The organism is Bartonella sp. AP72JLCBS (genome assembly GCF_042195705.1).
Taxonomy (GTDB): Bacteria; Pseudomonadota; Alphaproteobacteria; order Rhizobiales; family Rhizobiaceae; genus Bartonella.
Window position 1 is genome coordinate 21,505 of record NZ_JBHIOU010000014.1, and the last position, 24,648, is coordinate 46,152.

Sequence of the window (24,648 nt, forward strand, 5' to 3'; positions counted from 1 at the left end):
GAACTCGCACGCCTGAAACAACAAGAATATGAAAGTCATCAGTTAGGATAAAGAATCGTCATGGATGTTTCCCTTGTTGTGCGTTTTGTCAATCATCTGCAAGAGGGGATCGCTTCTGCCAAGCGGGATCTTGCAGCCTTTAGTTCAGATGTTGCGCATTTCCAAAACAAGACAAGGCAGCATTTTAAAGGGTGGTTTGACCCTGAGCATCTTGAGGATGCGACAAAGAATGCGGAAAATGCTTTTATCCAAGCCCGCGGGCGCATGGTGGGTGCCATTGCGCAAACAGCAACCTTAATTGCACCGCTCTATAAAGCCATGCAATTTGATCAATCGATGAAGGGCTTGGAAAAGGTTCTCGATGCCCCCCTTGATCGCTTAAAGGAATTGCGCCGTTTTGCGCTTGAAACCTCCACCAAGATTCCGTTAGCGGCGCGTGAAGTCTTAGAATTGATGACCAGTGCCAGCCAAGCAGGGATTGGCGAACAAGATCTAGAAGCTTTTAGCATTTATGCCGCTAAAGCAGCTGTAGCTTTTGATATGACGGGAGATCAGATTGGGGAGCGCTTTGCCAAATTGCGCAATGTTTTTAAGCTTAATCAGGTAGGTATTGAAGATCTAGGTGATGCTATCAATCATCTCTCTAACCACATGGCGGCAAAAGCCAGTGAAGTGTCTGATTTTACCAATCGTGCCACCGGTGCGGCAACCATGTTTAAGCTCACCGCGCGCGAAACTGCGGCATTTGGTACGGCGATGATTTCTGCTGGGATTGTTCCAGAGAGTGCCGCGCGTGGTTTTAATGCCATGAGTGCCCGTATCCAGGCAGGAGGCAAGCATATTGAAGATGCTTTTGCCAATATCGGGCTTTCCCGTGAAAAATTTATGCAAGATCTGGACAAAGATGCTACCGGCACTTTGGTGCGCTTTTTTAATGTGTTGGGTAAATCCGAACAGGGGATGCGCTCGCTGATTGCCATTGCTGGGCGCGATTTTACTGGTGATTTTGCCAAATTGGTGGGTAACCCCGAATTGTTAGGGCAAGCTTTAGATTATGTGAAAGATCCACAAGTCTTTAAAGGTTCTGTAGAACAAGAAGCAGACAAACAAGCAACCGGTGCCATGCGGCAATTTGAACTCTTGCAAAACCGTATTGTGGCTCTGGGCATCACCATTGGTGAAGTGCTTCTGCCCCCCCTCAACAGTTTGATGGAAAGTGTTGGCAATTTTACCAATGGGCTTATGGCGTGGGCGAATGCCCATCCCACTTTAACAAGCGCCATCATCAAAACCATTGCTGCCCTTATGGCTTTTAATATTGCTCTACGGGTTTTGCGCTTTACTCTTGCCGGGACACGCCTTGGGCTTCTTCAATTGATGGGCTCTTTTATTAAGCTTAGAGTACTCAGTCGTGGTGTTGCTGCAAGCTGGCGGGGCTTAGCAGCCGCAGGGCGCTCGCTGGGCTTGCTAACCGCGGGTCTTGGGGCAAGTTCACTCCGACTCTTACGCCCCATGACCTTGTTGGTCGGGGCTTTACGGGGGATTGCTGTCTCAGGAAGTGCATTTGCTGCCTCTTTTGGCTTTATGGGGACAGTGATCGAAGTGGTTGGGGCAAGTCTTTCCTCTGTTGTGGGGGGTATTTTTACCCCGATCGGGGTGGTCATTGCTGCTGTTGTGGCGGTCATACTGGCTGCTGGTTTTGCTTTGTGGAAATATTGGGATCGTTTTTCTTCTTTTATGAAGGGCTTTGCACGGGGGGTATCTCGGGCTTTTGGGCAAGCCTTTGAAGCTGTTATGCGCTTTTTTGGTGCTGATACCACCACCATTACCAAATGGAAAAATATCATTGCTGCTGCTTTTGATTTCTCTCAAACTTGGCAAAAGTTTAAACAAGGACTTTCCTCTGTTGTCGAGTGGTTTGGCAATTTGTGGGAGGGCGTTAAACAAAGCTTTTCCAACTTTTGGCAATGGTTGAAGAGTTTTTTTACACAGGAAAAGCTCTCGGAGAGTGCCAAGGCTGGTATGGAACAAGCGGGCGAAGATCTGGCTAATTCGATTGTCGATGGCTTTATGTCGTCTATCTCACAATTGATGGATTTTTGTAAATCTTTGCCTAGCCGCATTAAGGGGTGGATTGGTTCCATTGATGTAAGAGAGTTTTTGCCAAGTTTTTTGGGGGGTAAAACAGCCATTCAACCGATTGCACAATTTGCGGGGGCGGGGCATGCCAATTACTCTGTGAGAGAACAAAGAGACAAAGACCGTTCCCCCATCACCCACAATCAAAATGTCACAGTGCATGTCAATGGTGCCCGTGATCCTGTGGCCACTGGTCGTGCGGTTGCCCATGCTTTGCAACGGGCACGTGCTAATGCTCTGCATGGCGGGACAGAATGAGGGGAGGGCGTCTATGAGAGATCCTTTGCTGATGTTAGGTCCACATCTCTTTTACGTGGACTGGCTGAATTTCCAATCCTTTGAAGAAGAGTTTTCTGCCTCATGGGTTTGTATGGAGCGTTTTGGCAAGGCACCCAGTTTGCAATTTACCGGCTATGGCAATGATGCAAAAACCATTCATGGGGTTTGGTTTCCAGAAGAGTTTGGTGACCGTGTAGCCATTGATGCCATCACTACAACTATCCGAAGAGCAAAGCCGGTCCAGATGCTTCGTTGGATCAATGATACGACCTATAGTGTCCTTCTCCATGGACCCGTAGTAATCACCACGATCAATAAAGACCACGACTATATCAGTCGCTCTGGTCAATCCCAGCGCATCCGCTATTCCATTACGCTCTTGCCCTTTTTTAATGGCGGAAAACCACAAGGACAATACCAAGTGGGACAAACTTTATGAAGATACCAGAAAAACATGTTGTTGTAGAGCTAGAGGATATGAGCCTCGATCTCCTTTGCTTTCACCATGTCATGGCTGTGTTAGGGGACCGTTCTCAAGTTGGGGCACTAAACGGCTATTTAGAAGCCACACTGGAAGCCAATCCAGAGATTGCCAAATATGGTGTATTTTTACCACGGGGCTTAAAGGTCATTCTGCCTGAATTTGTGTTGTCTAATCCCCAAAGCATGGTGAAGCGGTTATGGGATTAATGCGTACACACCCTTTTATTGTGGTCAAGGTGGGAGACAAACCTGTTCATGAGGTTTTTTACCAGCGTCTTTTAACCGCAACTATCACGGATCATGCCGGTAATGAAGCCGATACATTTGAAGCAGAGTTTGACGATAGTGGCAATGATTTAGAGGTTCCCTCCAGTAAAAGTGCGCTACAGGTGATCTTTGGTTATGAGAACAGCATCAGTGCATTTATGGGGTGTTTTGTTGTGGAGTCAGTGGTCAGTTGTGGTGGCAGTGATGGAGAGATCTTGCGCCTTTGTGGCAAAAGCGCCTCGATGCGTAAAGAGCTCAAAGAACAGGTGAGTGAACATTTTGACCACAAAACTGTTGGTGAGATTGTCGAGACACTTGCCAAACGCCATGGCTATCAAGCAAAGGTCAGTCCTCAGTTCACTCAACAAACTTTGCCTTATGTGATTCGTACAGATCAATCGGCTGTTGATTTTTTAACCCGCCTTGCCGATCGCATGCGGGCGCGTTTTTTAATCAAGGACAATAAGTTTTTATTTTTAAGCGGTGACAATTTACCAGCCCTTGAACTTCATAAGCACGACTGTTCTAACTGGGAATTTACCCTAGAGCCACGTACGCAATACGGCACTATTGAAGCTTCTTATTTTGATCGCGCAAAAGGGCAGCAATGCCAAGTCAAGCATCAGACAGGGTTTAGCGGTCCCGTGCGGCGTCTTCGCAGTTGTTATCCATGTCAAGAGGAAGCTTTATCTGCCGCTGCTTCCGAGTCGGATCGCTTATGTCGTGCTGTAGGCAGTGGTTCTTTGACCCTTGAGGGACGCCCTGAAATCATGGCGGATCAACCTCTCATCCTTCAAGGGTTTCGTGGGCAAATCAATGGACCATGGAAAGCTGCAACCGTCACCCACCGCTATGAAAAACAAAGCGGATACACCACAGAAATCACACTAGAAGCACCAAACAAGGGAAAAGAGGCAGGAGAAAAGGAAACCTCTGAGTGACAGAAAATCAAAGGGACAACTTGACCCTTTGATCGGTCGTGATGAGGAATAGGTGAAACTTGCACCAATTGCATGAGTACAGCAATAGGGTAATGTTTACCCAATTCCTAAAAGGAGCAATGGTGCAAACATTGCACAATTGCAGACTGAAGAGCAATTTGGTCAAGTTGACCGAATTCCTTAAACGCTTCTCTTATTTAATAATGTCCTGAATAATGTGCTTAGGATACAGAAAAATCATCAGTCAATTTATGCTAAAAGAGGTGAACACATCTTATATACGCTGCTTCTCAAATAATACGATTCCAACTCAATGATTGATCATCTCAAATTGCGATTTTGAGCAGAAAAGAAAAAGAGGCTTTAAATGATCTTTGAAAGGCCTTTGAAGACCCTTTGAGAACCCCTTAAAAACTCTTTGAAAAAAATAAATTGGTACAAAACCTAGTGTCAAAATATACAAAACCTGCTGGCAAGCTACAGGCAAGCTACAGGCAAGCTACAGCTACACAAGCTACAGCTACACTGGCTGGGGAACTTGGATTCGAACCAAGATTGACGGAGTCAGAGTCCGCTGTTCTACCATTAAACTATTCCCCAATAAGCCAATTTTACCATTTCTAGCAGATTCTATAGTGTAGGCAAGTGCAAAAAATCTTTAGATTCTCGATAATAAAGAGCGATAGGGATATCATTATAATCCCCGTAGTGGCGGTCTCAATATTTTAGCATATAGCAATAAGCGAATAAAAACATATAAATAGAGCACACCGCGAACGGAGGTATCACAAACTCTTGTTGAAATATTCTCTAATAGGTATATGCCTGTCAGGCAACAGCTACTAAATCATAGAGAATTAATGAGTAATATCCCTACTTATCCTGTTACCCCAAACCTACAGTTGGTATACGTCTCAAACATAGAGTATTCTACGGCTTTTTACAAATTCATCTTCAAGAAAGAACCTGTGTTTACCTCGCTACGCTATGTTGCATTTGCTTCTTCGGGGGATGCTCTCTTTGCTCTCTGGTCTGGGGGCGATACGCCTGAGGAAAATGCATCTCGTTTTTCAGAAATCGGCATTATGTTTCCGACAGGAGAGGACGTAGATAAGCTCTATGCGGAATGGAAAGAGCAAACCACTGTTGAGATAAATGTTTTGAAGGAACCGTATACTGATGTATTTGGACGTACCTTCCTAATCAAAGATCCAGACGGACATATTATTCGTGTTTGTCCACTGGATTAAAAAGCTTGAGATCTGATCTTTAATCGTCTGAATTATAATACCTGAATTATAATAATTGTCTGTTTCCAAAACCTATAAGCTATGTACGCTAAGAGGCTTACTTACGACGTGTGGCTTATCCGTTCGGTGCTGTTCCACTATATTCAGCCCCACAACCTGCCTGTTTCCACAGGCGGTCTAATTGGCTTGGACATCATCGGCGTTATTACATGGCCAGTGATCAGTACTTGTAAAATCATAGAAGCTATCCCTCATCGCACTTATATTGAGCCTTTTATTGGAATGGGAGGAATATTTTTTACAAGGAAATTGATATCTTTTGAAGTTAAAAAGACATTGTACATAAAAACTAATAATATCAATATATTAAGTGCAGTTATTTTATATGAATCCACTTAAGAATCCATACTTTTATGCATGTTTGAATTGATCATTTTTTATATAAGATTGCCATGGATGTATAGACCATAAAAAGCAAATCATGATGCAAATATTATAACGCATGGGTGCATTCAAATGAAATGAAAAGCGGTTATCATTCATAACGTATCATAAATTTTATGATACGTTTTTAAAAACGCTTACTAAAAAGTTAGTAAATGATAGGCAGGCATTATATAGATACTATCATCACAATATAGAATGAAAATCACAATGTTATGTCTTATGAAATTGAAAGCCTTTTAATGATATAACGCAAGCAAGCGAGAAAAAAACGTTTTAAAAGTTACAGTTTAAAAATACGAAACCAAATGAGCTCTCTCAAAATTTGGGGGGCACCTATTGAAAAAAAGATGAGGCAGCAAAATTCAAAACCATTGTAACATCTAAGGTATGGGATTTTATTCAATTTTGAGTCAAAAGCTATAATGTTTAAAGATGGCTATTCTAAAGATAACGCCTCCAAAATTGGATTGGTTAATTTTGCCAACTCAAATTTGAGCTGGTTAATTTGCAAAGAAGTTACATTTGAGTGCAAAATGAAAAGATACTTATGAAAGCCTTATTGAGAAAACATTCATTTAAGATGCATTTTCTTTTGATTGGATTGATAAAGTTACCAAGCGTTTATAGATTCTATAATGCTAATGAATGATATCAAAATCATAGCTATCATTTACGTTTCTTTTGATAAGTTTTCATATTTCTAAATAGAGCACTTGCAATATGATACGTTTTGTATATATGAATTTATTACTCCATTGTGGATGATTCATTTGAATCTTATAATCAATATCTGAAAGCCGCGTCATATCATTTGGCTCGGCTTTCTTTTTTGAATTCTCTCTTTAGATAGGTTTATAGCTATTAGATAAGGCTTTCCCATAAACAGAGCCAGATATACGTGTATTACTATGGAAAGGATTTATTTGCGCGAGGATTACCAGACAATGTTTGCTTTGCTTGCGCAAGAGAAAAATTCTTCTCTCTCAATGATGTGTCTCAGATCCGAAAAATATTTAGCCAATTTAAGATAAAAGGGGTTGCCACATCTTATACATGTGATTCAAAGAATCCGCACCGGCTCAAGAGCTTATCATCTCAAATTGCAATTTTTAGAGGAAAAGAAAATATGCATTAAAGGGATTTTAAATAACCCTTGAAAGTTTTTGAAGATCCTTTGAAAAAAATAAATTGATGCAAAACCTGCTTTCAAATTATACAAAACCCGATGACAAGCTACAATCATTAAATACTGGCTGGGGAACTTGGATTCGAACCAAGATTGACGAAGTCAAAGTCCGCTGTTCTACCATTAAACTATTCCCCAATAAGCCAATTTTACTATCCCTAGCAGATTCTATAGTGCATGCAAGCGCAAAAAATCTTTATGATTATCGATAATAAAGAGCGATAGGGATGTCATTAATTGTTTTGATTTGAATATCGACATCATAAATGTCTTTAAGAATTTTTGGTTGCATAATTTCTTTTGGAGTCCCACAATAGGCCGCTTTCCCATTTTTCAATGCAACAATCATATCTGAGTAAGATGAGGCAAAATTAATATCGTGCATAACAATAAGAATGGTTTTTTTCAGTTCATCAGCTGTGCGGCGTAATTGCTTCATCATAGAAACCGCATGTTTCATATCCAGATTGTTTAATGGTTCATCTAAAAGAAGATAATCAGTGTCTTGGCAGATAACCATGGCTATAAAAGCGCGTTGACGCTGACCGCCAGAAAGCTCATCTAAAAAACGGTCTTGTAAATCTTGTAAGCCGAGATAGCGTAGCGCACTGTCGATAAATTGTTTATCTTCATGTGTATACCAGCCTTTTGAATAAGGATAGCGTCCGAAACTTACTAAATCGTACACGGTTAAGCGAAAAGACAAAGGATTTTCTTGACGCAGAATTGAGAGTTTTTGAGCCAAAATATCGTGGGGCATTTTATCAATATCAAAGCCGTCGATATGAATTGTACCATTATGGTGTGGCAAAAGACGTCTTATCAGCATTAAAAGAGTTGACTTTCCCGAACCATTGGGCCCAATAAGAGAAATAATCCCCCCTTTTGGAAGATGAAGGCATAAATTATCGATAATCAATCGTGCTCCGTAAGCCTTGGAAAGATGATTGATCTCAATCATTTTAGTTTTCCCTTCATCAGTAACATTAAGAAAACAATTCCCCCACAAAACTCAATGATAAAACTTAAACGTCCTGCCATATGAAAAATTTGTTCTAAAATAAATTGTCCACCCACCAGACAAATAATAGCCAATAATATTGCAATTGGAACAACAACACTGTGTTTTGCTTGAGGAGAAAGTTCATAGGAAAGGTTGGCAACTAACAGTCCAAAAAAGGTGACGGGGCCTACCAATGCGGTGGAAATGGATACGAGAATGGAAATAAAAATAAGGACAGCTGTCGCACTTTTGTGGTAATTAACGCCAAGATTGAGGGCATTTTCACGTCCTAAAGCCAAGATATCAAGAAGATGACGGGAATGCCATCCAATCAGACTCACAATGAAGACAATGATTGTGGCAAAGCCTATTAACGGTGTATTAAATTTATTAAAATTTGCAAACATAATATCCGTTAAATTCATCATTTGGTCTGGATTTAGTTGCAATTGCATAAACATCCGTAAACTGAAAAAAAATCCGCCTAAAACAACACCGATTAAAAGCGTTAAATGAAGTCCTTTTAGGCTTCCTGAAAAGAGCCAGCGAAAAAGGCTTATTGAAAAAAGGATAAGAATGAGGGCTTCAAGAACAAGCTGTCCTTCTTCATTCAAAAAGGGCAAAGAAAGAGAGCCTACAAAATACATTAGGGCAGTCTTTATTAAAATATAAAGCTGATCAAATCCCATAATTGAAGGAGTAAGAAGACGATTATTAACGATTGTTTGAAATAAAACCGTGGAAACGCTTATTGCATAGGCAATAAGAAGCAAAGAGGAAAGTTTTGTAAGACGAAATTTCCATGTATAAACATTGATGTTCCACGTCATGTAAAGACTAATGACAGTGCATGCTATGATGATAAGTGTTGTTAGTACACATATTGTTTTTCTTCTTCTATCCAAGACGCTTTCTCCAGCGTAAAAGCAGTATCATAAAAATAAAACTACCGATTACACCCATTATGGTGCTGATGGGAATTTCAAGAGAGGGATGAATGATTCGTCCTAAAAGATCACAAATTAAGACCAATCCTGCACCGCTGATGGCCACCCAAGGAGCGGTATAGCGCATATTATCTCCCATGAAACTTGAAACAATATTTGGAATAATCAACCCAACAAAAGGAATACGGCCAATGGTACAGACAACAACAGCAGTGATTGAGGCGACAATAAAAAGACCAAAAAACATGACAACACGATAATTCAATCCAAGGTTATTGGTTAAATCTTCTCCCAAACTTGCAACCGTAAAGCGATCAGCAGTACAATAGGCCAGAATACAAAGGGGAAGGGATAGCCATAAGAGCTCATATTTTCCTTCAAGAACCATCGAAAAACTGCCAAATAAGTAAGCTTGAAGAGAAGGAAGTAACATTTCATAATCTGCAATGGCATTGGTTAAAGAGCCAATAATATAGCTTAGCATAATCCCTGTAAGGGGTACAATGAGAGCAGATTTTAGAGGAATGCGTCGCAATAAAAACATAAAAAGTAAAGTGCCTACCATGGCAAAAATTGTCGCAACGACCATTTTTCCTAAAACAGGAATATCGGGCCAAAAAATCATAATAAAAAGAATGCCAAGGGAAGCAGATTCAATGGTTCCAGTGGTTGATGGCTCGACAAAGCGATTGCGTGTTAATAGTTGCATAATCATGCCTGAAAGTGCAAGTGCTGCGCCTACTAAAAGGATTGCAATGGTACGAGGAAGACGTGTTTGCCAAAAAATAAGCCACGCATGGGGATCGGCTGCGAAAAGGTTAGAAGGTGTGACATCAGAATAACCAACAAAAATGCTGAGGATAGACAGGAAAATTAGAAGTGTTATGGTTATCCAGTAATTCTTCACGTTAAATCATTTTCTAACAAAATCTACAAAAAGCAAAGACTGCTTAATAAACAACCTCTGCTTTTAAATTTTATTTATATAGCAAGCAAGCTCTTTCGTGCGCTTATTTGCTCTTTGTAAAGGCTTCATTGATCTGCTGTGCGGTTTCAATGAGCGCCGTTAAACCACCATTTGCACGATACCAGCTCCAAGAGTCCAAATAAATAATTTGGTTTTGTTTGCTTGCTGTTGTGCGGTGAACAAGCTCATTGTTGAGCAATTGTGCTGCGGATTGTCCTTCCCGTCCAATGGCTGCATCGCGATCAATCACCAACAACCAATCAGGATTGGTTTCAAGAATAAATTCAGGAGAAATGAGTTGTCCATGTTTTTGCACGGTAAGTTTATCGGTTGCAGGGGCAATTCCAAAAGCGGAGTGAAAAATATCGAAACGTGATTTTGGTCCGAAAGCACTGATTTTTCCACCAGAGGTCATGAGTATGAGCCCGGTGCCTTTTCCTTGGGTATTTTTACGGACTTCAGCAAAAGCTTCATTGATTTTTGCAATTTCCTTTTCTGCTTCTTGTGTTTTACCAAAAATTTTTCCAAGGATAGACACATTTCGTTTTATATCTTCAAGAGAATTTTCGTTTTCTACGGTTAGATCAATTGTTGGGGCTATTTTGGATAAGTCTTTATATTTTGCTTGAGTTCTGGAGGAAATAATAATCAAATCGGGTTGAAGAGTGGCAATTTTTTCATAATCTGGCTCAAAAACGGTTCCAATTCTTTCATATTTTGCATCGTCAAATTGTTGCAGATAGGAAGGTTTTTTTCCTTCAGGAAGGCCGATAACTGCTTGGATACCAAGGCGATTCATATTATCTAGCGAGGCAAGATCAAACACAACAACCTTTTGCGGAGAAGTGGGAACAGAAGTCGTTCCTGAAACATGATCAATCGTTACATTTGTCTGGGTACTGGTATTTGCAATACTCGTATGAGTCCACAAAACCGTTGCAAAACTAATTGCAACCAGTAAAACAGAAGTCATCCATTTCATATATTTTATCATCGTGATTTTATCCTTTTATCTAATATTACAAAGGTTTGCGCACTTAAAAACTTAACTTTGGTATTTTTATGCACAAAATGAAGCGTAAATAAATAACACTATGTTGTAAAGTTGACTGACATATGTTACAAATCGTTCACTTACCTCATTTTCACTTAATTCTAGTGTTTTTGCAACATTATTTAGAAAGTTTGACATATGATCAATGTATTTAAAAAGCGTACACGTTTGTACGCACTGACAACAAGTGCTTTCTTCTTTTTGCAAGGTGTAGATGTTTCTATGGGGAGTGGTTGGTTCTCATTCTCTTCGCCTATATTATCTCCATTTGCGTCATTTGTTCCTAATTCAATTTCATCATCTGTCTCTGATGCAATCGCTGAAAGGGTAGTTTCACTTGCATTGGATACAGTTAAAACATCTGTCTCTAACTCAATCTCTTCTGTCGCTGACTCAATCTCTTCTATAGTTCCAACGCCTGAATCTCTAGTTACAGGACTATCTTCAGCATTGCAATATTTAGAAGTATTCATTGAACCTAGATCAGAAGCAAAGGGTTCATTGCCTAGAGCGTACGTTTCTATAAGACAACTTCCTGGTTCACGAATACCTCTTTTTGCGCTTTTTCCTAAAGACGGTACAGGTATGTGTGAAAATAGTTCTGGTGAGTCAGAGCGTGGATCCATTATATGTGTAGACGGTGGAGAATATACAATAAAAGGAGGTAAGATTCGTGTAAAAAAATACGGTGATAATGCTGTGTTTGCAGTGGGTCGTCTTGTTATAGATAATGCGAATGGTTCGCGTTCTAGCGTTGTAACGGGAGGTGCAGGTTCCAGAACTGCCAGAGCTGCCAGGACTACCAGCACTGTTAATAGTCTTGTAGAGGGGAATACCTCCGGACGTGTAAGTGTTGTTGACTCTTCGCGTTCTGGCGTTGTAAGGGGACCTTTATCCAAAACTGTAAATATTGCTAAGGCGACAAGTGTAAAGGTAGAAGGTGTATCTATCGTTGGTATAGATCCTAAAAGCTTTAGTGCTCAAAGTGCTGTTATGGGGTTTGGGAGTGCTGTATTGTCGTTAGCAGGTGCAAAGGTTGAATTGCTGAAGTCAAATATCGAGAACTTTGTTACTGGTCTTGAGGCTGGGTACAAAGGAAATATTCATATGAAGGGAGGAAGCATCAAAAAAACTTTTTTTGGTGCTACAGCTAGTTTTGAATCGTCTATTTTTTTAGAGGGAACAGATATTAATGTGGAAGTCGTTAATGATAAAGTACCTCTGAATGTAGTTGGTTTACATAGTTCTGGTGGATCTCAAATAACGATGAAATCTGGATCAATTACTTTTGCAAAAGGTGGTGTGGGGATTTTGGCGGAAGACGAAGGATTTGTTAAACTAGAAGATGTTAGAATTCGTATTGCTGAAAAAGAGAGAAACAATGAGGAATCTCCAGAAGGAACTTTAGGTGAAGAGGCTGCTTCTAGTGTACTGGATCCGAGTGTTGTTTTTTTATTGGAAGATGGTTTTGTTTCTTCTAATCGTGTAATCTTTAACGGTTCTAATGCTATTGTTCTATGGATAAATAGTAACTACAGTATTGAAAATGGTTTCTTGAGTGTCATTACTCCAAGGTCTAGTGGTGGAAAGGTCGATAGTTTTATTGAATTTGTTAAGAATAATTTTGCTGATGACTATGCCAGCATTAGGTCTGCTATCAATTATTCGGTTATTACAGTAGAAGATAGAGGCTCTTATGGTATATATTTTGGTGAAAGTGAACCGGAATTCGAAAAAAGAAGTTTAGAAACGAACAATCAAAGTGAAGAAGGAGAAGAATCAAGTGCTAGAGTTAGAAGAAGTAGTGATGTTGCAGGAGCAACTACAGCTACAGTAACTACTGGAGGTGTTGTAGAAAGTCAAGCATCTTTCTCGCAAGAACCAGAAGTAGATGGGAGGCATATGGTTCTTTTAAGACGTTCTGTTCTCAAGGTTCCAGATGGTGTGGCCATTTATGGTAACGATTTGAGCGGTTCTGTTGTTTTAGGAGAAGACACATTAGTTTCTGGTGATCTATTATTGCGTGCTACAGGTTCTTCTAGTTTGAAGGTTGTTGCTCATGATTCTAGTATTGTAGGTTCTGCACGCATTGATAGCACCGCGAGTGCAAACCTTTTTTTATCTTATTCAGAATGGTATTTAGCAAAAAGTAAGTATAGTAATGAAGTTTCGGATACAGATTGTATAGATTCTTGTGTTTCGTCTATAGATCTCAAAGATAGTGCTATTGCGTTTTTACGATCTGAAAATAGAGATGGAGGTTATCAAACGCTTCGCGTTGGGGATGGGAACGGCACGGTTTACTCTGCTTCTGGAGATTCTTATATTTACTTTAATGCGCGTTTAGTTCCTAATACTTCGGATAGTGATCAAATGTCTGACAGGCTTTTGATTCATGGTGATGTTGCTGGAAAAACGATAGTGCGTGTAAAAGATACTTCAGAAGGAACACAACAAGATGAGAATCAATCTCATAGTATTTCAATTATTCAGGTCTTTGGACAAGCAGAGGCGGATTCTTTTAGGCTAGACGGTGATTATATTACACGAGAAGGGTCGCCTTATAAGTATATTCTTCACGCTTATGGTCCAACCATTTCTTCTTCGGAAATACAACCTTTTGATGAGAAATTAATTGCGAGTAGTGGAAATGCGAATAGTAGAAGTGTTTGGGATTTTCGCTTAGAAAATCAATATGTTGTTCCTCGTGTTTCTAATACTGTCACTGACGCTCGTGGAAGAGGAGATAGTGGTGGTTTGGCGGAACCTTCTGTGTCTGGAGAATCTGGAGCTATAATTTCTCCTTCAAGTGTTTCACTTTTGAGATCTGATACAGGTGGTGTACATCAGGAATTTGCATCTATAGGATCGGTGGCTGCATCTGGCGTAAAACCTAGTAGACCTGTTGGGCGTGTTCTTGTATTGGGTCGTTCTGGTGATGTTTCTTCTCAGTGTAATGATATACAGAACAATAGCGAAGAGAGTAATGCTGTGGAGAAAGCTCTTTATGCATGCGGTGATGGTAAGACACATACAATAAAAAATCTTATACTGAAAGGGAATGATAAAGTTCAGCATTCTATGCATGCACAGAATGAGAATACAGTTATTAAGTTGGAGAATGCTACAATTATGGGGGGGGGTGATAATGAAAGCAATGTTGATCTTACTGAATTAAAGGCTGTGAGTGCTGTTCTTGCAGAAGATAGCGCAGAAGTCGTTTTGGAAAAAAATTCAACAATTCAATCTTCTCTAATTGGGCTTGAAGCGCAAAGGGGCGGAAAGATTACGATGAACGCTGGAACAGTCAATGCGCGTTATGTGGGCGCTTTGGCAGGTTCTGGATCATCTGTTAATTTAAAGGATACGAAAATTAACGTAACGGGGAATTTGGCTGTGGCTGGTCTGGCGAGTCAGGTTGGTGAGATAACTATGAATTCTGGAACTATTACTCTGGAAAAGGGAGTAGCAGTAAGGTCAGAATCTGGGGGCAGCGTTAAATTAGACAAAGTGAGAATTATTGCGAAAAAAGGACAGGGTAAGTTAGATTCTGTAGATAACTTTGGGCGTGCAGCTTTTCTGTTGATTGATAATGGTTCTGTTGATTTTAAAAATGGGAGTGTTGTGACTGATGCTCGTGCTTTGTGGATTGTGAATGGTAGTGGGAATGAGACGACTTCTCCTAGAAAAAAGAGATCATCTGACGTTCGTCCTACTATGAATCACGTAAATATCGAGTCTTCTACTGTTAAAGTGGAAGGTGAAGGAACCTATGGTATATATTTTGATGGTCTAACGCTGAAAGAAGGGAGTGAGAAAACTCGAAGTCAGAATCTAGAAACTGCGCAAACAGGCGTTGCTAAGCGGAGCGCTGTATCCAAACAGGAGAATACACCTATAGGCATAACAGGGACAGTTTCGTTGAAAAAAACTGATTTTGAAGTTGCAAATGGTATAGCTATCTATGGTAATAATTCTGGTGGTCGTGTTTTATTAGAAAATAAAACAACTCTTGCTGGTGACTTGTTATTAAAAGCCGAGAATGATTCGAACATGTTGGTTTCAGTTGATAGTTCTATTGTTACAGGCGGTGTTCGCGTTGATAAAAATTCTTATGCAAAATTAGACTTGGCTAATAATTCACAGTGGATTCTAAAAAGAAGTGCACAGAGGAATTTGGGGACTCTAGATTCAGGATGTGTGGATTCATGCATTTCTTCTGTAAGTCTTGTAAATAGTGCTATTGATTTTGCACCTTCGGAATCTGAAGGAAAATATCAGACTCTCCATATTGGAAATGGGAAAGGAACTGTTTATGCGGCACAGGGTAATGCTGTAATTCATCTCAATGCACGTTTAAATCCTCGTGATCCGAGTGATCAGCAAGTCACTGATCGGCTTGTCATTCATGGTGATGTTTCTGGAAAAACAAAAATACATGTACGAGGTGATGCGGGCAATGTAGGAGATGGTAAAGCGAATGCCAAGATTGCTCATACTGTTTCAATTATTCAGGTCTATGGTCAAGCGAAGAAAGACTCTTTCCAACTCGATGGCAATTATGTTGCACTGAGAAACTCACCTTACAAATACACCCTTCGTGCTTATGCTCCAGAAGCGACTTCGAAACAGGAGCATGTTCAGCAGAAATTTGTTAAGGATGGTGGAGAATTTTGGAATTTCCGTTTAGAAAATCAGTATGTTAAGTCTGTTGGATCTGCTGCCCTTCCTGAACAATTTGTAAGGTCTGTTGTTCCACAGGTTCCAACTTATCTCAGCTTGCCTAATAGTGTATTCCACGCTGGTTTAATGGATATTAGCAATCAAAATAAGCAATTGGAGACGTTGCGGATGACTTCTACAGGAATGGTAGAGGTTCGTGAAAATCCCGCTTTATACTTGCGCGGCTATGGTGGAAATTACCGTTATGCTTCAGATCTGTCCGCACTTGAATATGGTTACGGAGGTGATCTTAGTTATAATGGTGTAGAGGCAGGTGTTTTGCTGCAAACTATTGAAAATGCTGATAGTGCTATATCCTTTGGCGTTATGGGAACTTATGGAAAACTTTCTCTGCAGCCTGTGAATGTTGAGCACAGTCAGAAGAGTGCATTTGATAAATGGACTGCTACGGTATATGGTAGCATGCAGCATAATGTTGGCTTCTATGTCGACGGTCTTTTATCCTATGGTCTGTTCAAAGGTGATGTTCTCACCCTTGCACGGGGTAAAACAGCAACATTAAAAGGTAAGCCTTTGAGTGTTTCTTTAGCTGGTGGTCAGACAATTATGACAGGATATAAGGGCTTTGTCTTTGATCCGCAGGTTCAGGTTGTGTATCAACATCTCCAGTTTAATAAAGCCCGTGATATCGACAATTTTGATATTGAAATGGGTAACCTTAATCAGTGGGTAGCGCGTGTTGGTGGACGCTTAACCAAGATTCCTACAGGTTCTGAAGGCGTGAATGCTGTTGCTTTCTATGGTAAGCTTTATCTTGCTCATGGTTTTGAAGGAAAACAGTCTGTGCATTTCAATGATGCTTTCAAGTTAGGAGCTTTTGGTTCTTCTATAGAGGCTGGATTAGGTTTTAATGCCAAATTGTTGCCACAGTTCTCTCTGCATGCTGATATTCTCTATCAACATAAGCTTAATAAGGCTGGTTTTTCGGGAACAAGTTTTTCTGGAGGAGTACGTTATCAGTTTTAATATAAGGTACACTATGTACCTTTTTAGAAAAGGCAGCACATTGTGCTGCCTTTTTTCTTTATAACAACTTGTGTTGTTCTTAAGAAATCTCGTCTTCTTTATTAAGCAAAAAAGACATAGTTTGTTTTATGCATGAGAGCACTTTTCTTCGCTAAAGCGAATTTTCTTAAAATTTATGCTGCTACTGATGCGATAGAGTGCTTCGCTTTTATCGGCTTTTTAAGCGTTCAGCAGACCGGTATACGTTACGTTATCCTTTTTGGTACTGTATTGATATTATCTAATATAATATTTGATGTTTTCTAAAGCTCGTTTTTGAGAGTTTGTTTTCTACTGATTTAAGTCATTGTTTCATTCATCTCCTTGTGGATTAATTTTTAAAGTTCACAAGGTTTGATTGTGTTTTTAATTAATTACACGCACTGGTTTTATTTTTTCTTTACACGAAATACAGAATGCATTATACACTCATAAAGTGTGTTTTGTAACTATTCTCTTATAGGTGGTTTTGGCGTAGAGCTTTTGCCAAATTTATTGGGATAATTCATTGCACAGTTCAGATGAGCATGAGGCATGTTCTTTTGTTACACTTTTCGTATTTTTGAGGTGTGCAATGGGGTGTTTTGTAAGTGCTTTTGTTTTTAATGAGAGGGGAAGGAAAGTTTCGAGGGAACTATGATTAAAGTTTTTAGAAATCATGTATGTTTATGTGCTTGTACAACAGCTATCCTCTCTTTGCTTCAAAATGGAAGAGAAGTGTATGCCGCTACAGAGGAGGTCGGTAAACCTTATGTTATAACTGTTACTCCGATTAACGGTATTAGTGTTACTTCTGGTCCTCATCTTAGTGGGAGTAATGCGTATAAGCCTCCCTTTAGTGGAGAGAGTGGGCAGAATTATTATCCTCCTAATATGATTCCTGTTGGCAATAACGATGAGGGTATTCGTGGGGGAAGTGATTATCGTGGGTTGAGTGGAATGGAGGGATCGAATAATGGTCATATAGATAACTCTGTTAAAGATACAGGCTTTGATGAAAGAGGTATAAAGCGTGGGTTTTATTACTATGATGGGTTGTATTATATATGCGATAATTGCAGGGAATCCAAAATTGATAATAAATCTTATAGGATTACAAATAAGAACGTTTCCAATTATCCTGATGATCCTACTGCTATAACGGTAAAAGGAATAGGCACAAGGGTTAGTGGGGAGGATGTAACGGTTAGTAGTCAAGTTGATGATAAAACTTTTCTAGTGGGGGTGCATGTATTAGAGAACGGTAAGATTGTTTTGGAAGATCCGATTATCAAAAATACAGTTATAGCCCTTCGTGCGAGTGATGGCGTGATTGAGGTAAAAAATGGCAAGATTAAGGCAAGTCATGAGGGTGTTGATGCAACAGAGAAATCGTTTGTTCTTTTAGAAGATACAGAAATTAAGACCGCTAATGGGAACGCAAGCATTTTAAGTTATGATCATTCAGAAGTTTGGATGTCAGGTGGTTCAGTTGATTTTATGAACAGCCATGGGGTTTCTTCGATGTTAGGTGGGGAGGTAAATCTCGAGAATGTTAAAATTACTGGGAAGGGTGACAAAGGCAAGGATCGTGCGGTTGTGCATATGGATTTAGGGGGGGCTGTTAATTTAGAGGGCACTGTTGTTAGTACTGATGGGGGTATCCATGGCATATTATTAGAAAATACAGTCGATTCTATTCCTTTGCAGGAAGTTAAAGATTTATCAAATGAGGATTCTGATTCAAAAATTCCTGTGACTGAAGTTAATATGAAATCCTCTTCTGTTACCGTAAAGGGTAAGGGATCTTATGGTATCTATTTTCGGGGAAAGAAGCCATGGAGTGAAGGTGGGGATAAAAAAGAAGAGATTTCATTAGAGGAAGAAAAAGCTCCACCACGATTAGAAGTTGTTAATTTGGATAAAACAGAGTTTTCTGTTTTAGACGATGCGGCTCTTTATGGTAAAAACATGATTTCTGGTGCGGTGGGGTTGGTACACAGCACTCTTCGTTCAGGGAATTTTTTATTAAAAGCTGAGGAAGGGGCATCTGTGATCGTTTTGGCTGATGCTTCTACGCTTGAAGGTCGCACACACGTTGATAAGAATTCTAATGCTGAACTTTATTTGGGAGGTCGTTCTACATGGATTTTACAACAACCGCTGCAAAAAGATCAACATGGGGCTGCACATGATTCTTCTATTTCACTCGTTAGTCTTATGGATGAGAGCTCTATTAATTTTAAAAGACACGAATCTTCTTCTGTTGATGATTATCAAACCCTTCGTGTGGGAAAGGGAAAGGGTGAAGTTTATAGAGCACAGGGCGGTGCCTCTATTTCTCTTAATACATACCTGAATAATGGTGGTGCTCTTGTTAATCAAAAGACTGATCGTGTTTTAATTCATGGTGATGTTTCGGGAAAAACAAAGCTCCAAGTGCATGGTGTTGCAGGAAGTCCAGGAGGATATACGGGAAAGGGGGGGAATGCTGAAGGTATTTCAATCATTCAGGTTTCTGGACAAGCAAAGCAAGATTCTTTTCAGTTGGAAGGTGGTTATGTAGCGTTAAACGCATTACCTTATCAGTATAAGCTTTATAGTTATGGTCCAGAATCTGAGTTTGGAAAAGCAAGTATGGATCAGAGATTAGTTGAAGGGAACGGAGAATTTTGGGATTTTCGCCTTGAAAGTAGATCTATAGATTCTGATGTTAAACCTAAACCAGATCCTGACCCAATTCCAGGACCAGAACCTTCTCCAGCACCAGCTCCGGAGCCTCATCCTAAGCCGGGCGTTAAGGCTGTTGTTCCGCAGGTTCCGACTTATCTCCTTTTGCCTAACGCCTTACGTCATATTGGTTTGATGAATGTTAACAATCAAAATAAGCGGTTAGAAGCTTTGCGAATTACTTCTGGGGGCTTATTAGAAAGTCGTGAAAATCCTCTCTTTTTTGTGAGCGGTTATGGCGGCAATCATCGTTATACTTCAAATCTTTCCACGCTTGAATATGGTTATGGCGGCGAGTTTGATTATAATGCACTAGAGGCAGGTGTTTTGCTGAAAGCAATCGAAAATATGTATGGTTCCACTTCTTTTGGAGTTATCGGGGCTTACGAGAGATTTTCTTTGCAACCTTTGAATGTTGAGCAGAGTCAAAAAAGTACATTTGATAAATGGTCAGTTACGGCATATGGTGGTATGCAGCATGATGCAGGTTTTTACGTTGATGGTCTTGTGTCTTACGGCTTGTTTAAAGGTGATGTTCTAACAACTGCACGGGGCAAGACGGCAACATTAAAGGGTTTCCCTTTAAGTGCTTCATTGACTGCTGGTAAAACATTTATGGTGGGGGAGGACGGTTTTGTTTTTGATCCGCAAGTTCAGGTTGTTTATCAATATCTTCAATTTAATAAGGTGCGTGATGTGGACGGCTTTGATATTGATTTAGGAAAACTTCATCAGTGGGTAGGGCGTGTTGGAGGGCGTTTAACAAAGAGGCTGGTTGCTACTGATGAGGCTCAGGTTGTTTCTTTCTATGGCAAGCTTCATCTTGCTCATGGTTTTGAAGGAAAACAATTTGTGCATTTTAAAGATGCTTTTCAGCTAGGTGCTTTTGGTTCTTCGTTAGAAACAGGATTAGGTTTTAATGCCCAATTATCTCAAAATTTTGCGCTTTACGGCGATTTGGTTTATCAGCACAAACTAACGAAAGCTGGTTTTTCTGGAACGAGTTTTTCAGGTGGATTGCGTTATCATTTCTAGTGTTGTTCCTGTTTTTGATTAATCTTTCAAAAAAGCTACAAGTTGTACTTGTGGCTTTTCTCATTATCTATTCATTTTGTGTTATAGCATTTTTACGAGAGTGTGATTTTGCATATCTTTAATATGCTTTTAGGTTGGACTTCTTTCATTTTTTTGAAAAGTCTGAAGAGTTTGTACGTTATTGTTTCAAAACGCGTATTTCAGAGTGATTATTATATTATTTATAATGTTTTGATTTATAAAGATATTTTTAATTTAGGGTGCTGAAATATTTTCAAGGATTTTATGATGAATCCATAAAAAGCATTCCTTTGTCTATTATATGTAAAATTGGCAGGTGGATAATCATTTAAGAAAGGAGTCAATATAATTTGGGGAATTATATTAAGAGGAGAGGATTTACAATATTAGAAATTAGCAAAGACAAAGATGCTACTCAGGCACAATGAGGGCTGTATCCGATGAACTTGATATTATATCCGCTGTCGTTGTGAAATGGGGATGGAAAAAATGAGAGATATCTGAGAAAATTGGTGAATGAGAAACATAATGACGTATTGTTTTTTGAAAGTGTGTTTTCTTTAAATGCATAAATAAAAAGATGAAGTCATGTGTCATCTTCACTTTTTAAAATATGGCTCTGAATGTTTTTGAATATTGTAAAGTTGAATTAAAAGGAGAAGGTAAAATCGGAACTGATTTTTACACGTTCTTACTTTTTATTAGACTGTCTTACCATGAAGATTGCCTAAAAGGCATATGTGAACTCTTGTTTCTCAATTTTGGCATATGTTTTGTCTGCTTACAGAGTGTACACTGTTTCAATATAATATTATCGTAAGGATGTTGATTATATCCGTTCTGGGGGTGATTAGACGGCAGTTAAAGTAGGTGTTCTTAATGCATGTCAACTGACTAAGGGTGTTTTTGACTAACAACGTTAAAGGTGATTTTTCTGTCGTTCTTCAGTTATATTTTTGCAAATTCTTTGTAAAAGCGACAGATTTAGATTGTATTTTCGAGTAATTTTTTTATTCCATATTTACATAAAACACAAAAAATATTAATAAACTCACGATATTAAAACCTAAACGTATTAAATATTTTTCTTTTGGTTAAGTTTTTTGATACGTTATGTGTAGATCTTAGTAAGAAGAGGGGGGTTATGGTGGAATTATGGTCAATCTATTTAAAAATCGCTTCTCCTTATGTACTTTTACAACGGCACTTCTTTTTTTGACACACAATGTTGGTGTTTTTGCACGCAATGCTGAATCTCAGGTTATCTCTGGAAAAAAGCAGTCTTCATGTGATCAGAATGCAGCATTTTATCAGTGTTCTGATGGTGGAGCGCACGAAATTAATAATAAAGTTTATTCGTTAATGGATAAAAATGTTAATGGTGTTCATGGAGCCATGGAGGCGTCTAAGGAAGGTACAATTATTCGTGGCAAGAATATAACTGTTAAGGGTATTTTGGATGAAAAGAATAACTCGGAAAACAATTTTTGGAAATATGGAGTAAAGGTATCAGAAGAAGCGGGCGTTTTTCTGAGCGATTCCACGTTGAGTGGGGTTTTAGTGGGGGTGGAAGCTCAAGGTGGATTCATCGTAATGTCTGGTGGATCAATTGATGCAATCAAAGTGGGGGCTTTTGCTGGAGGAAAATCTCAAAGTGGTGTTGATTTAACGAATACGCAAATTAGCCTAGGGAGAGTTGGGGTTAAAGCAGGAGAAAAAGGATATCTTATTTTAGAGGGTGTCTCTATTACCGGCAAGGGGAGTACCGGCAAGGATGATCAAGGGTTGGATGCAGGTCGTCAGGCAGCTTTTCATATATCTGAAGATGGTTATGTTCAGTTTATGAAAGGTTCTGTTGATGTTACTGATGCTCATGGGCTTTTATTGCAGGGAGATAAAGCTCCTCAGATTAATATTGGAGATTCCAATATTACAGTGAAAGGTAATGCATTTTATGGTATACACTTTGAAGGTGTGGCAGCATCAGAAGGTTCGTCAGAGGGAAAATCATTGCGCGTTGATTTGAAAAAGACGCGTTTTGTCGTTCCAGATAGTATAGCTGTTTATAGCAGTCAATCTGGAAAATCTAAAATATTTTTAAAGGAAACAAAGCTTTTTGGGGATTTGTTGCTGAAGGCTGATCGTAACTCTTCTATAGAGGTTGTTGCTGATGCTTCTGCACTTGTCGGTCAAACTCAGGTTGATAACAGTTCTAAAGTCGACCTTATCTTGGGAAATAATTCACAGTGGGCTTTATTGCAACCAAGACAGAAAAAATTACAAGATCCTAATTATAGAGGTGTTTCGTTTATTTCATCGGTACACCTTTCTAATAGTTCCATTACTTTTGAAAAACCAAAGTCCAGTACTAATCATGCATATCAAACGCTTTATATTGGAAAAGGAACAGGTATTGTTTATCAGGCTTTTGGTGATGCTTGGATTCATTTGAATGCACGTTTAAATCCTAGTGATACAAGTGATCATCAAGTAACGGATCGGCTTCTCATTCATGGTGACGTTAAGGGAAGAACTATAGTCCATATACAAGGGGTTGCGGGAGGTTTAGAAGAAAAAAACGAAAAAGCGCATAGTGTTTCAATTATTCAAGTTTATGGAGATGCATCGTATGACTCTTTTCAACTGAATGGGCAGTATGTTGCATTAAATGGCGCGCCTTATAAATATGTTCTTCGTTCTTATGGCCCAAGTGTTACTAGAGGGGAGGAGCATGTTAAACAGAGATTTGCTTTGAACGGAGGAGCATTTTGGAATTTTCGTTTAGAAAATGAATATGTTCAAACTGCTGATTATAGAGAAACTCCTATGGTTTCTCAACGTACACCTCCTGCACGTGCTTCTGTTGAGGATATTATTCCCGAATCTTCTGGTGATGTTGTTCCAGCGTCTTCTACAGATAGTCTTTCTGAAATTGAAAATGTTTCTCCGTCTCAACGAGGTGTAAGATCTGTTGTTCCTCAGGTGCCAACTTATCTACTTTTGCCGAATAGTTTGTTCCACGCTGGTTTGATAGATATCAGCAATCAAAACAAGCAGTTGGAGATAGTACGGACTAATCTTAGTGGAATGTTGCAAATTCATGAAAATTCTGCTTCATTTTTGCGTGGCTATGGTGGAAGTTATCGTTATGCCTCAGATTTATCTGCGCTTGAATATGGTTATGGGGGAGATCTAGGGTACTATGCACTAGAGACAGGTGTTTTGCTACAAACTGTTGAAAATGTTGACAGTGTTATATCCTTTGGGGTGATGGGGTCTTATGGAAAGCTTTCTCTACAACCTCGAGATGTTGCACAAAGCCAAAAAAGTACATTTGATAAATGGACTGCTACAGTTTATGGAAGTATGCAGCATGATGTAGGATTCTATGTTGATGGTTTGTTATCTTATGGTCTGTTTAAGGGAGATGTTCTGACAACTGCGCGGGGTAAAACGGCAACATTGAAGGGTAACCCTTTAAGTGTTTCCTTGATGAGTGGTCAGAAAATTGCCACAGGATATGAAGGTGTTGTTTTTGATCCACAGGTTCAGGTTGTTTATCAGCATCTTCAATTTAATGAGGCCCGCGATATTGATAATTTTAATATTGAGATGGATAAACTTGATCAATTGATGGTGCGTATGGGTGGTCGCTTGATAAAGACTCTTACTGCGTCTGAAAAAGATCGTGATGTTTCTTTTTATGGAAAGATTCATTTTGCCCATGATTTTGGAAAAGAAAGGTCTGTGCGCTTTAAAGATTCTTTCCAGTTAGGGGCTTTTGGTTCTTCTCTAGAGGCTGGATTAGGTCTTAATGCTCGCTTGTCTCAAAAATTTGCGCTTCATGGTGATTTGGTTTATCAGCATAAGTTGAGTAAAGGTGGTTTTTCTGGAATCAGTTTTTCTGGTGGATTGCGCTATCGTTTTTAGGATGATCATCTTGAGGTAAGTTGTTTAAAAAACCACAAGCATAGCTTGTGGTTTTTTATTATTTGTTTGCAACTTTTTAAATAAGTTTTTTAAAAAAATGTTTTTTTTGCATGAGCAAGTTTGTTTCTTTTTAGAAACGAGATAAGGCTTTCTGGTTTGCAGTTTTTGCTTCTTATGCTGTTTTTCTTCTTTGAGTTTATTTTTATTAAATTCTCTTGAAATCACTGCTTTGGGGTGGAATT

General features: G+C 39.3%; 13 protein-coding genes, 2 tRNA genes and 2 pseudogenes. 10 read left to right on the forward strand and 7 right to left on the reverse strand.

Translation table 11 applies throughout. The features are described from left to right. Positions 1-60 precede the first annotated feature (60 nt). From ACFILO_RS07745 to ACFILO_RS07760, 4 genes are read left to right on the forward strand one after another with little or no spacing between them, the layout of a single operon-like run. Positions 61-2,397 (forward strand): phage tail tape measure protein, encoded by a 2,337-nt coding sequence (locus ACFILO_RS07745; RefSeq protein WP_375678089.1) that lies wholly within the window; start codon positions 61-63, stop codon positions 2,395-2,397. A gap of 13 nt (positions 2,398-2,410) precedes the next feature. Next, positions 2,411-2,857: a phage tail protein gene (locus tag ACFILO_RS07750; RefSeq protein WP_375678090.1), complete on the forward strand. Its 447-nt coding sequence runs from the start codon at positions 2,411-2,413 to the stop codon at positions 2,855-2,857. Further along, complete coding sequence (locus tag ACFILO_RS07755; protein ID WP_375678091.1) at positions 2,854-3,108, forward strand: tail protein X; 255 nt, start codon at positions 2,854-2,856, stop codon at positions 3,106-3,108. The genes ACFILO_RS07750 and ACFILO_RS07755 overlap by 4 nt, the downstream gene beginning before the upstream one ends. Then, positions 3,108-4,109, forward strand: a complete 1,002-nt coding sequence (locus tag ACFILO_RS07760) for a phage late control D family protein (RefSeq protein ID WP_375678098.1) — start codon at positions 3,108-3,110, stop codon at positions 4,107-4,109. Before ACFILO_RS07755 ends, ACFILO_RS07760 begins: the two co-directional genes overlap by 1 nt. Before the next feature lie 526 nt (positions 4,110-4,635). On the opposite strand, the gene ACFILO_RS07765 is transcribed toward ACFILO_RS07760, so the two are convergent. After that, a tRNA-Gln gene (locus tag ACFILO_RS07765) sits at positions 4,636-4,709 on the reverse strand. 260 nt (positions 4,710-4,969) lie between these two features. On the opposite strand from ACFILO_RS07765, the gene ACFILO_RS07770 reads away from it, so the two are divergent. The 3 genes and pseudogenes from ACFILO_RS07770 to ACFILO_RS07775 form a co-directional block, all read left to right on the forward strand. After that, the gene (locus ACFILO_RS07770) at positions 4,970-5,359 is read left to right on the forward strand and encodes a VOC family protein (protein WP_375613673.1); all 390 of its coding nucleotides are present in this window, start codon (positions 4,970-4,972) and stop codon (positions 5,357-5,359) included. Positions 5,360-5,590: 231 nt separating this feature from the next. Continuing rightward, positions 5,591-5,674, forward strand: a pseudogene (locus ACFILO_RS09855) (DNA adenine methylase); the annotation flags it as partial. A gap of 1,039 nt (positions 5,675-6,713) precedes the next feature. Continuing rightward, positions 6,714-6,919: pseudogene (locus ACFILO_RS07775) on the forward strand (DNA adenine methylase); the annotation flags it as partial. Positions 6,920-7,056: 137 nt separating this feature from the next. On the opposite strand, the gene ACFILO_RS07780 reads toward ACFILO_RS07775, so the two are convergent. From ACFILO_RS07780 to ACFILO_RS07805, 6 genes are all read right to left on the reverse strand, one after another. Continuing rightward, positions 7,057-7,130 (reverse strand) — tRNA-Gln (locus ACFILO_RS07780). A 64-nt stretch (positions 7,131-7,194) separates the two neighbouring features. Continuing rightward, complete coding sequence (locus ACFILO_RS07785) at positions 7,195-7,953, reverse strand: ABC transporter ATP-binding protein (RefSeq protein WP_375613672.1); 759 nt, start codon at positions 7,951-7,953, stop codon at positions 7,195-7,197. Further along, the gene (locus tag ACFILO_RS07790; protein ID WP_375638712.1) at positions 7,950-8,825 is read right to left on the reverse strand and encodes an iron chelate uptake ABC transporter family permease subunit; all 876 of its coding nucleotides are present in this window, start codon (positions 8,823-8,825) and stop codon (positions 7,950-7,952) included. Before ACFILO_RS07790 ends, ACFILO_RS07785 begins: the two co-directional genes overlap by 4 nt. A gap of 67 nt (positions 8,826-8,892) precedes the next feature. Beyond that, a complete protein-coding gene (locus ACFILO_RS07795; RefSeq protein ID WP_375613670.1) occupies positions 8,893-9,849 on the reverse strand; it encodes an ABC transporter permease in 957 nt (318 codons plus the stop codon). A gap of 103 nt (positions 9,850-9,952) precedes the next feature. Beyond that, a complete protein-coding gene (locus tag ACFILO_RS07800) occupies positions 9,953-10,903 on the reverse strand; it encodes a siderophore ABC transporter substrate-binding protein (protein WP_375678092.1) in 951 nt (316 codons plus the stop codon). 182 nt (positions 10,904-11,085) lie between these two features. Continuing rightward, positions 11,086-11,436, reverse strand: coding sequence for a hypothetical protein (locus ACFILO_RS07805; protein WP_375678093.1), 351 nt, complete (start codon positions 11,434-11,436; stop codon positions 11,086-11,088). A gap of 28 nt (positions 11,437-11,464) precedes the next feature. Between ACFILO_RS07805 and ACFILO_RS07810 the strand changes: the two genes are divergently transcribed. From ACFILO_RS07810 to ACFILO_RS07820, 3 genes are all read left to right on the forward strand, one after another. Next, positions 11,465-16,672, forward strand: a complete 5,208-nt coding sequence (locus ACFILO_RS07810; RefSeq protein WP_375678094.1) for an autotransporter outer membrane beta-barrel domain-containing protein — start codon at positions 11,465-11,467, stop codon at positions 16,670-16,672. Positions 16,673-17,347: 675 nt separating this feature from the next. After that, positions 17,348-20,455: an autotransporter outer membrane beta-barrel domain-containing protein gene (locus ACFILO_RS07815; protein ID WP_375678095.1), complete on the forward strand. Its 3,108-nt coding sequence runs from the start codon at positions 17,348-17,350 to the stop codon at positions 20,453-20,455. A 1,176-nt stretch (positions 20,456-21,631) separates the two neighbouring features. Further along, positions 21,632-24,406, forward strand: a complete 2,775-nt coding sequence (locus ACFILO_RS07820) for an autotransporter outer membrane beta-barrel domain-containing protein (protein ID WP_375632554.1) — start codon at positions 21,632-21,634, stop codon at positions 24,404-24,406. Positions 24,407-24,648 lie beyond the last annotated feature (242 nt).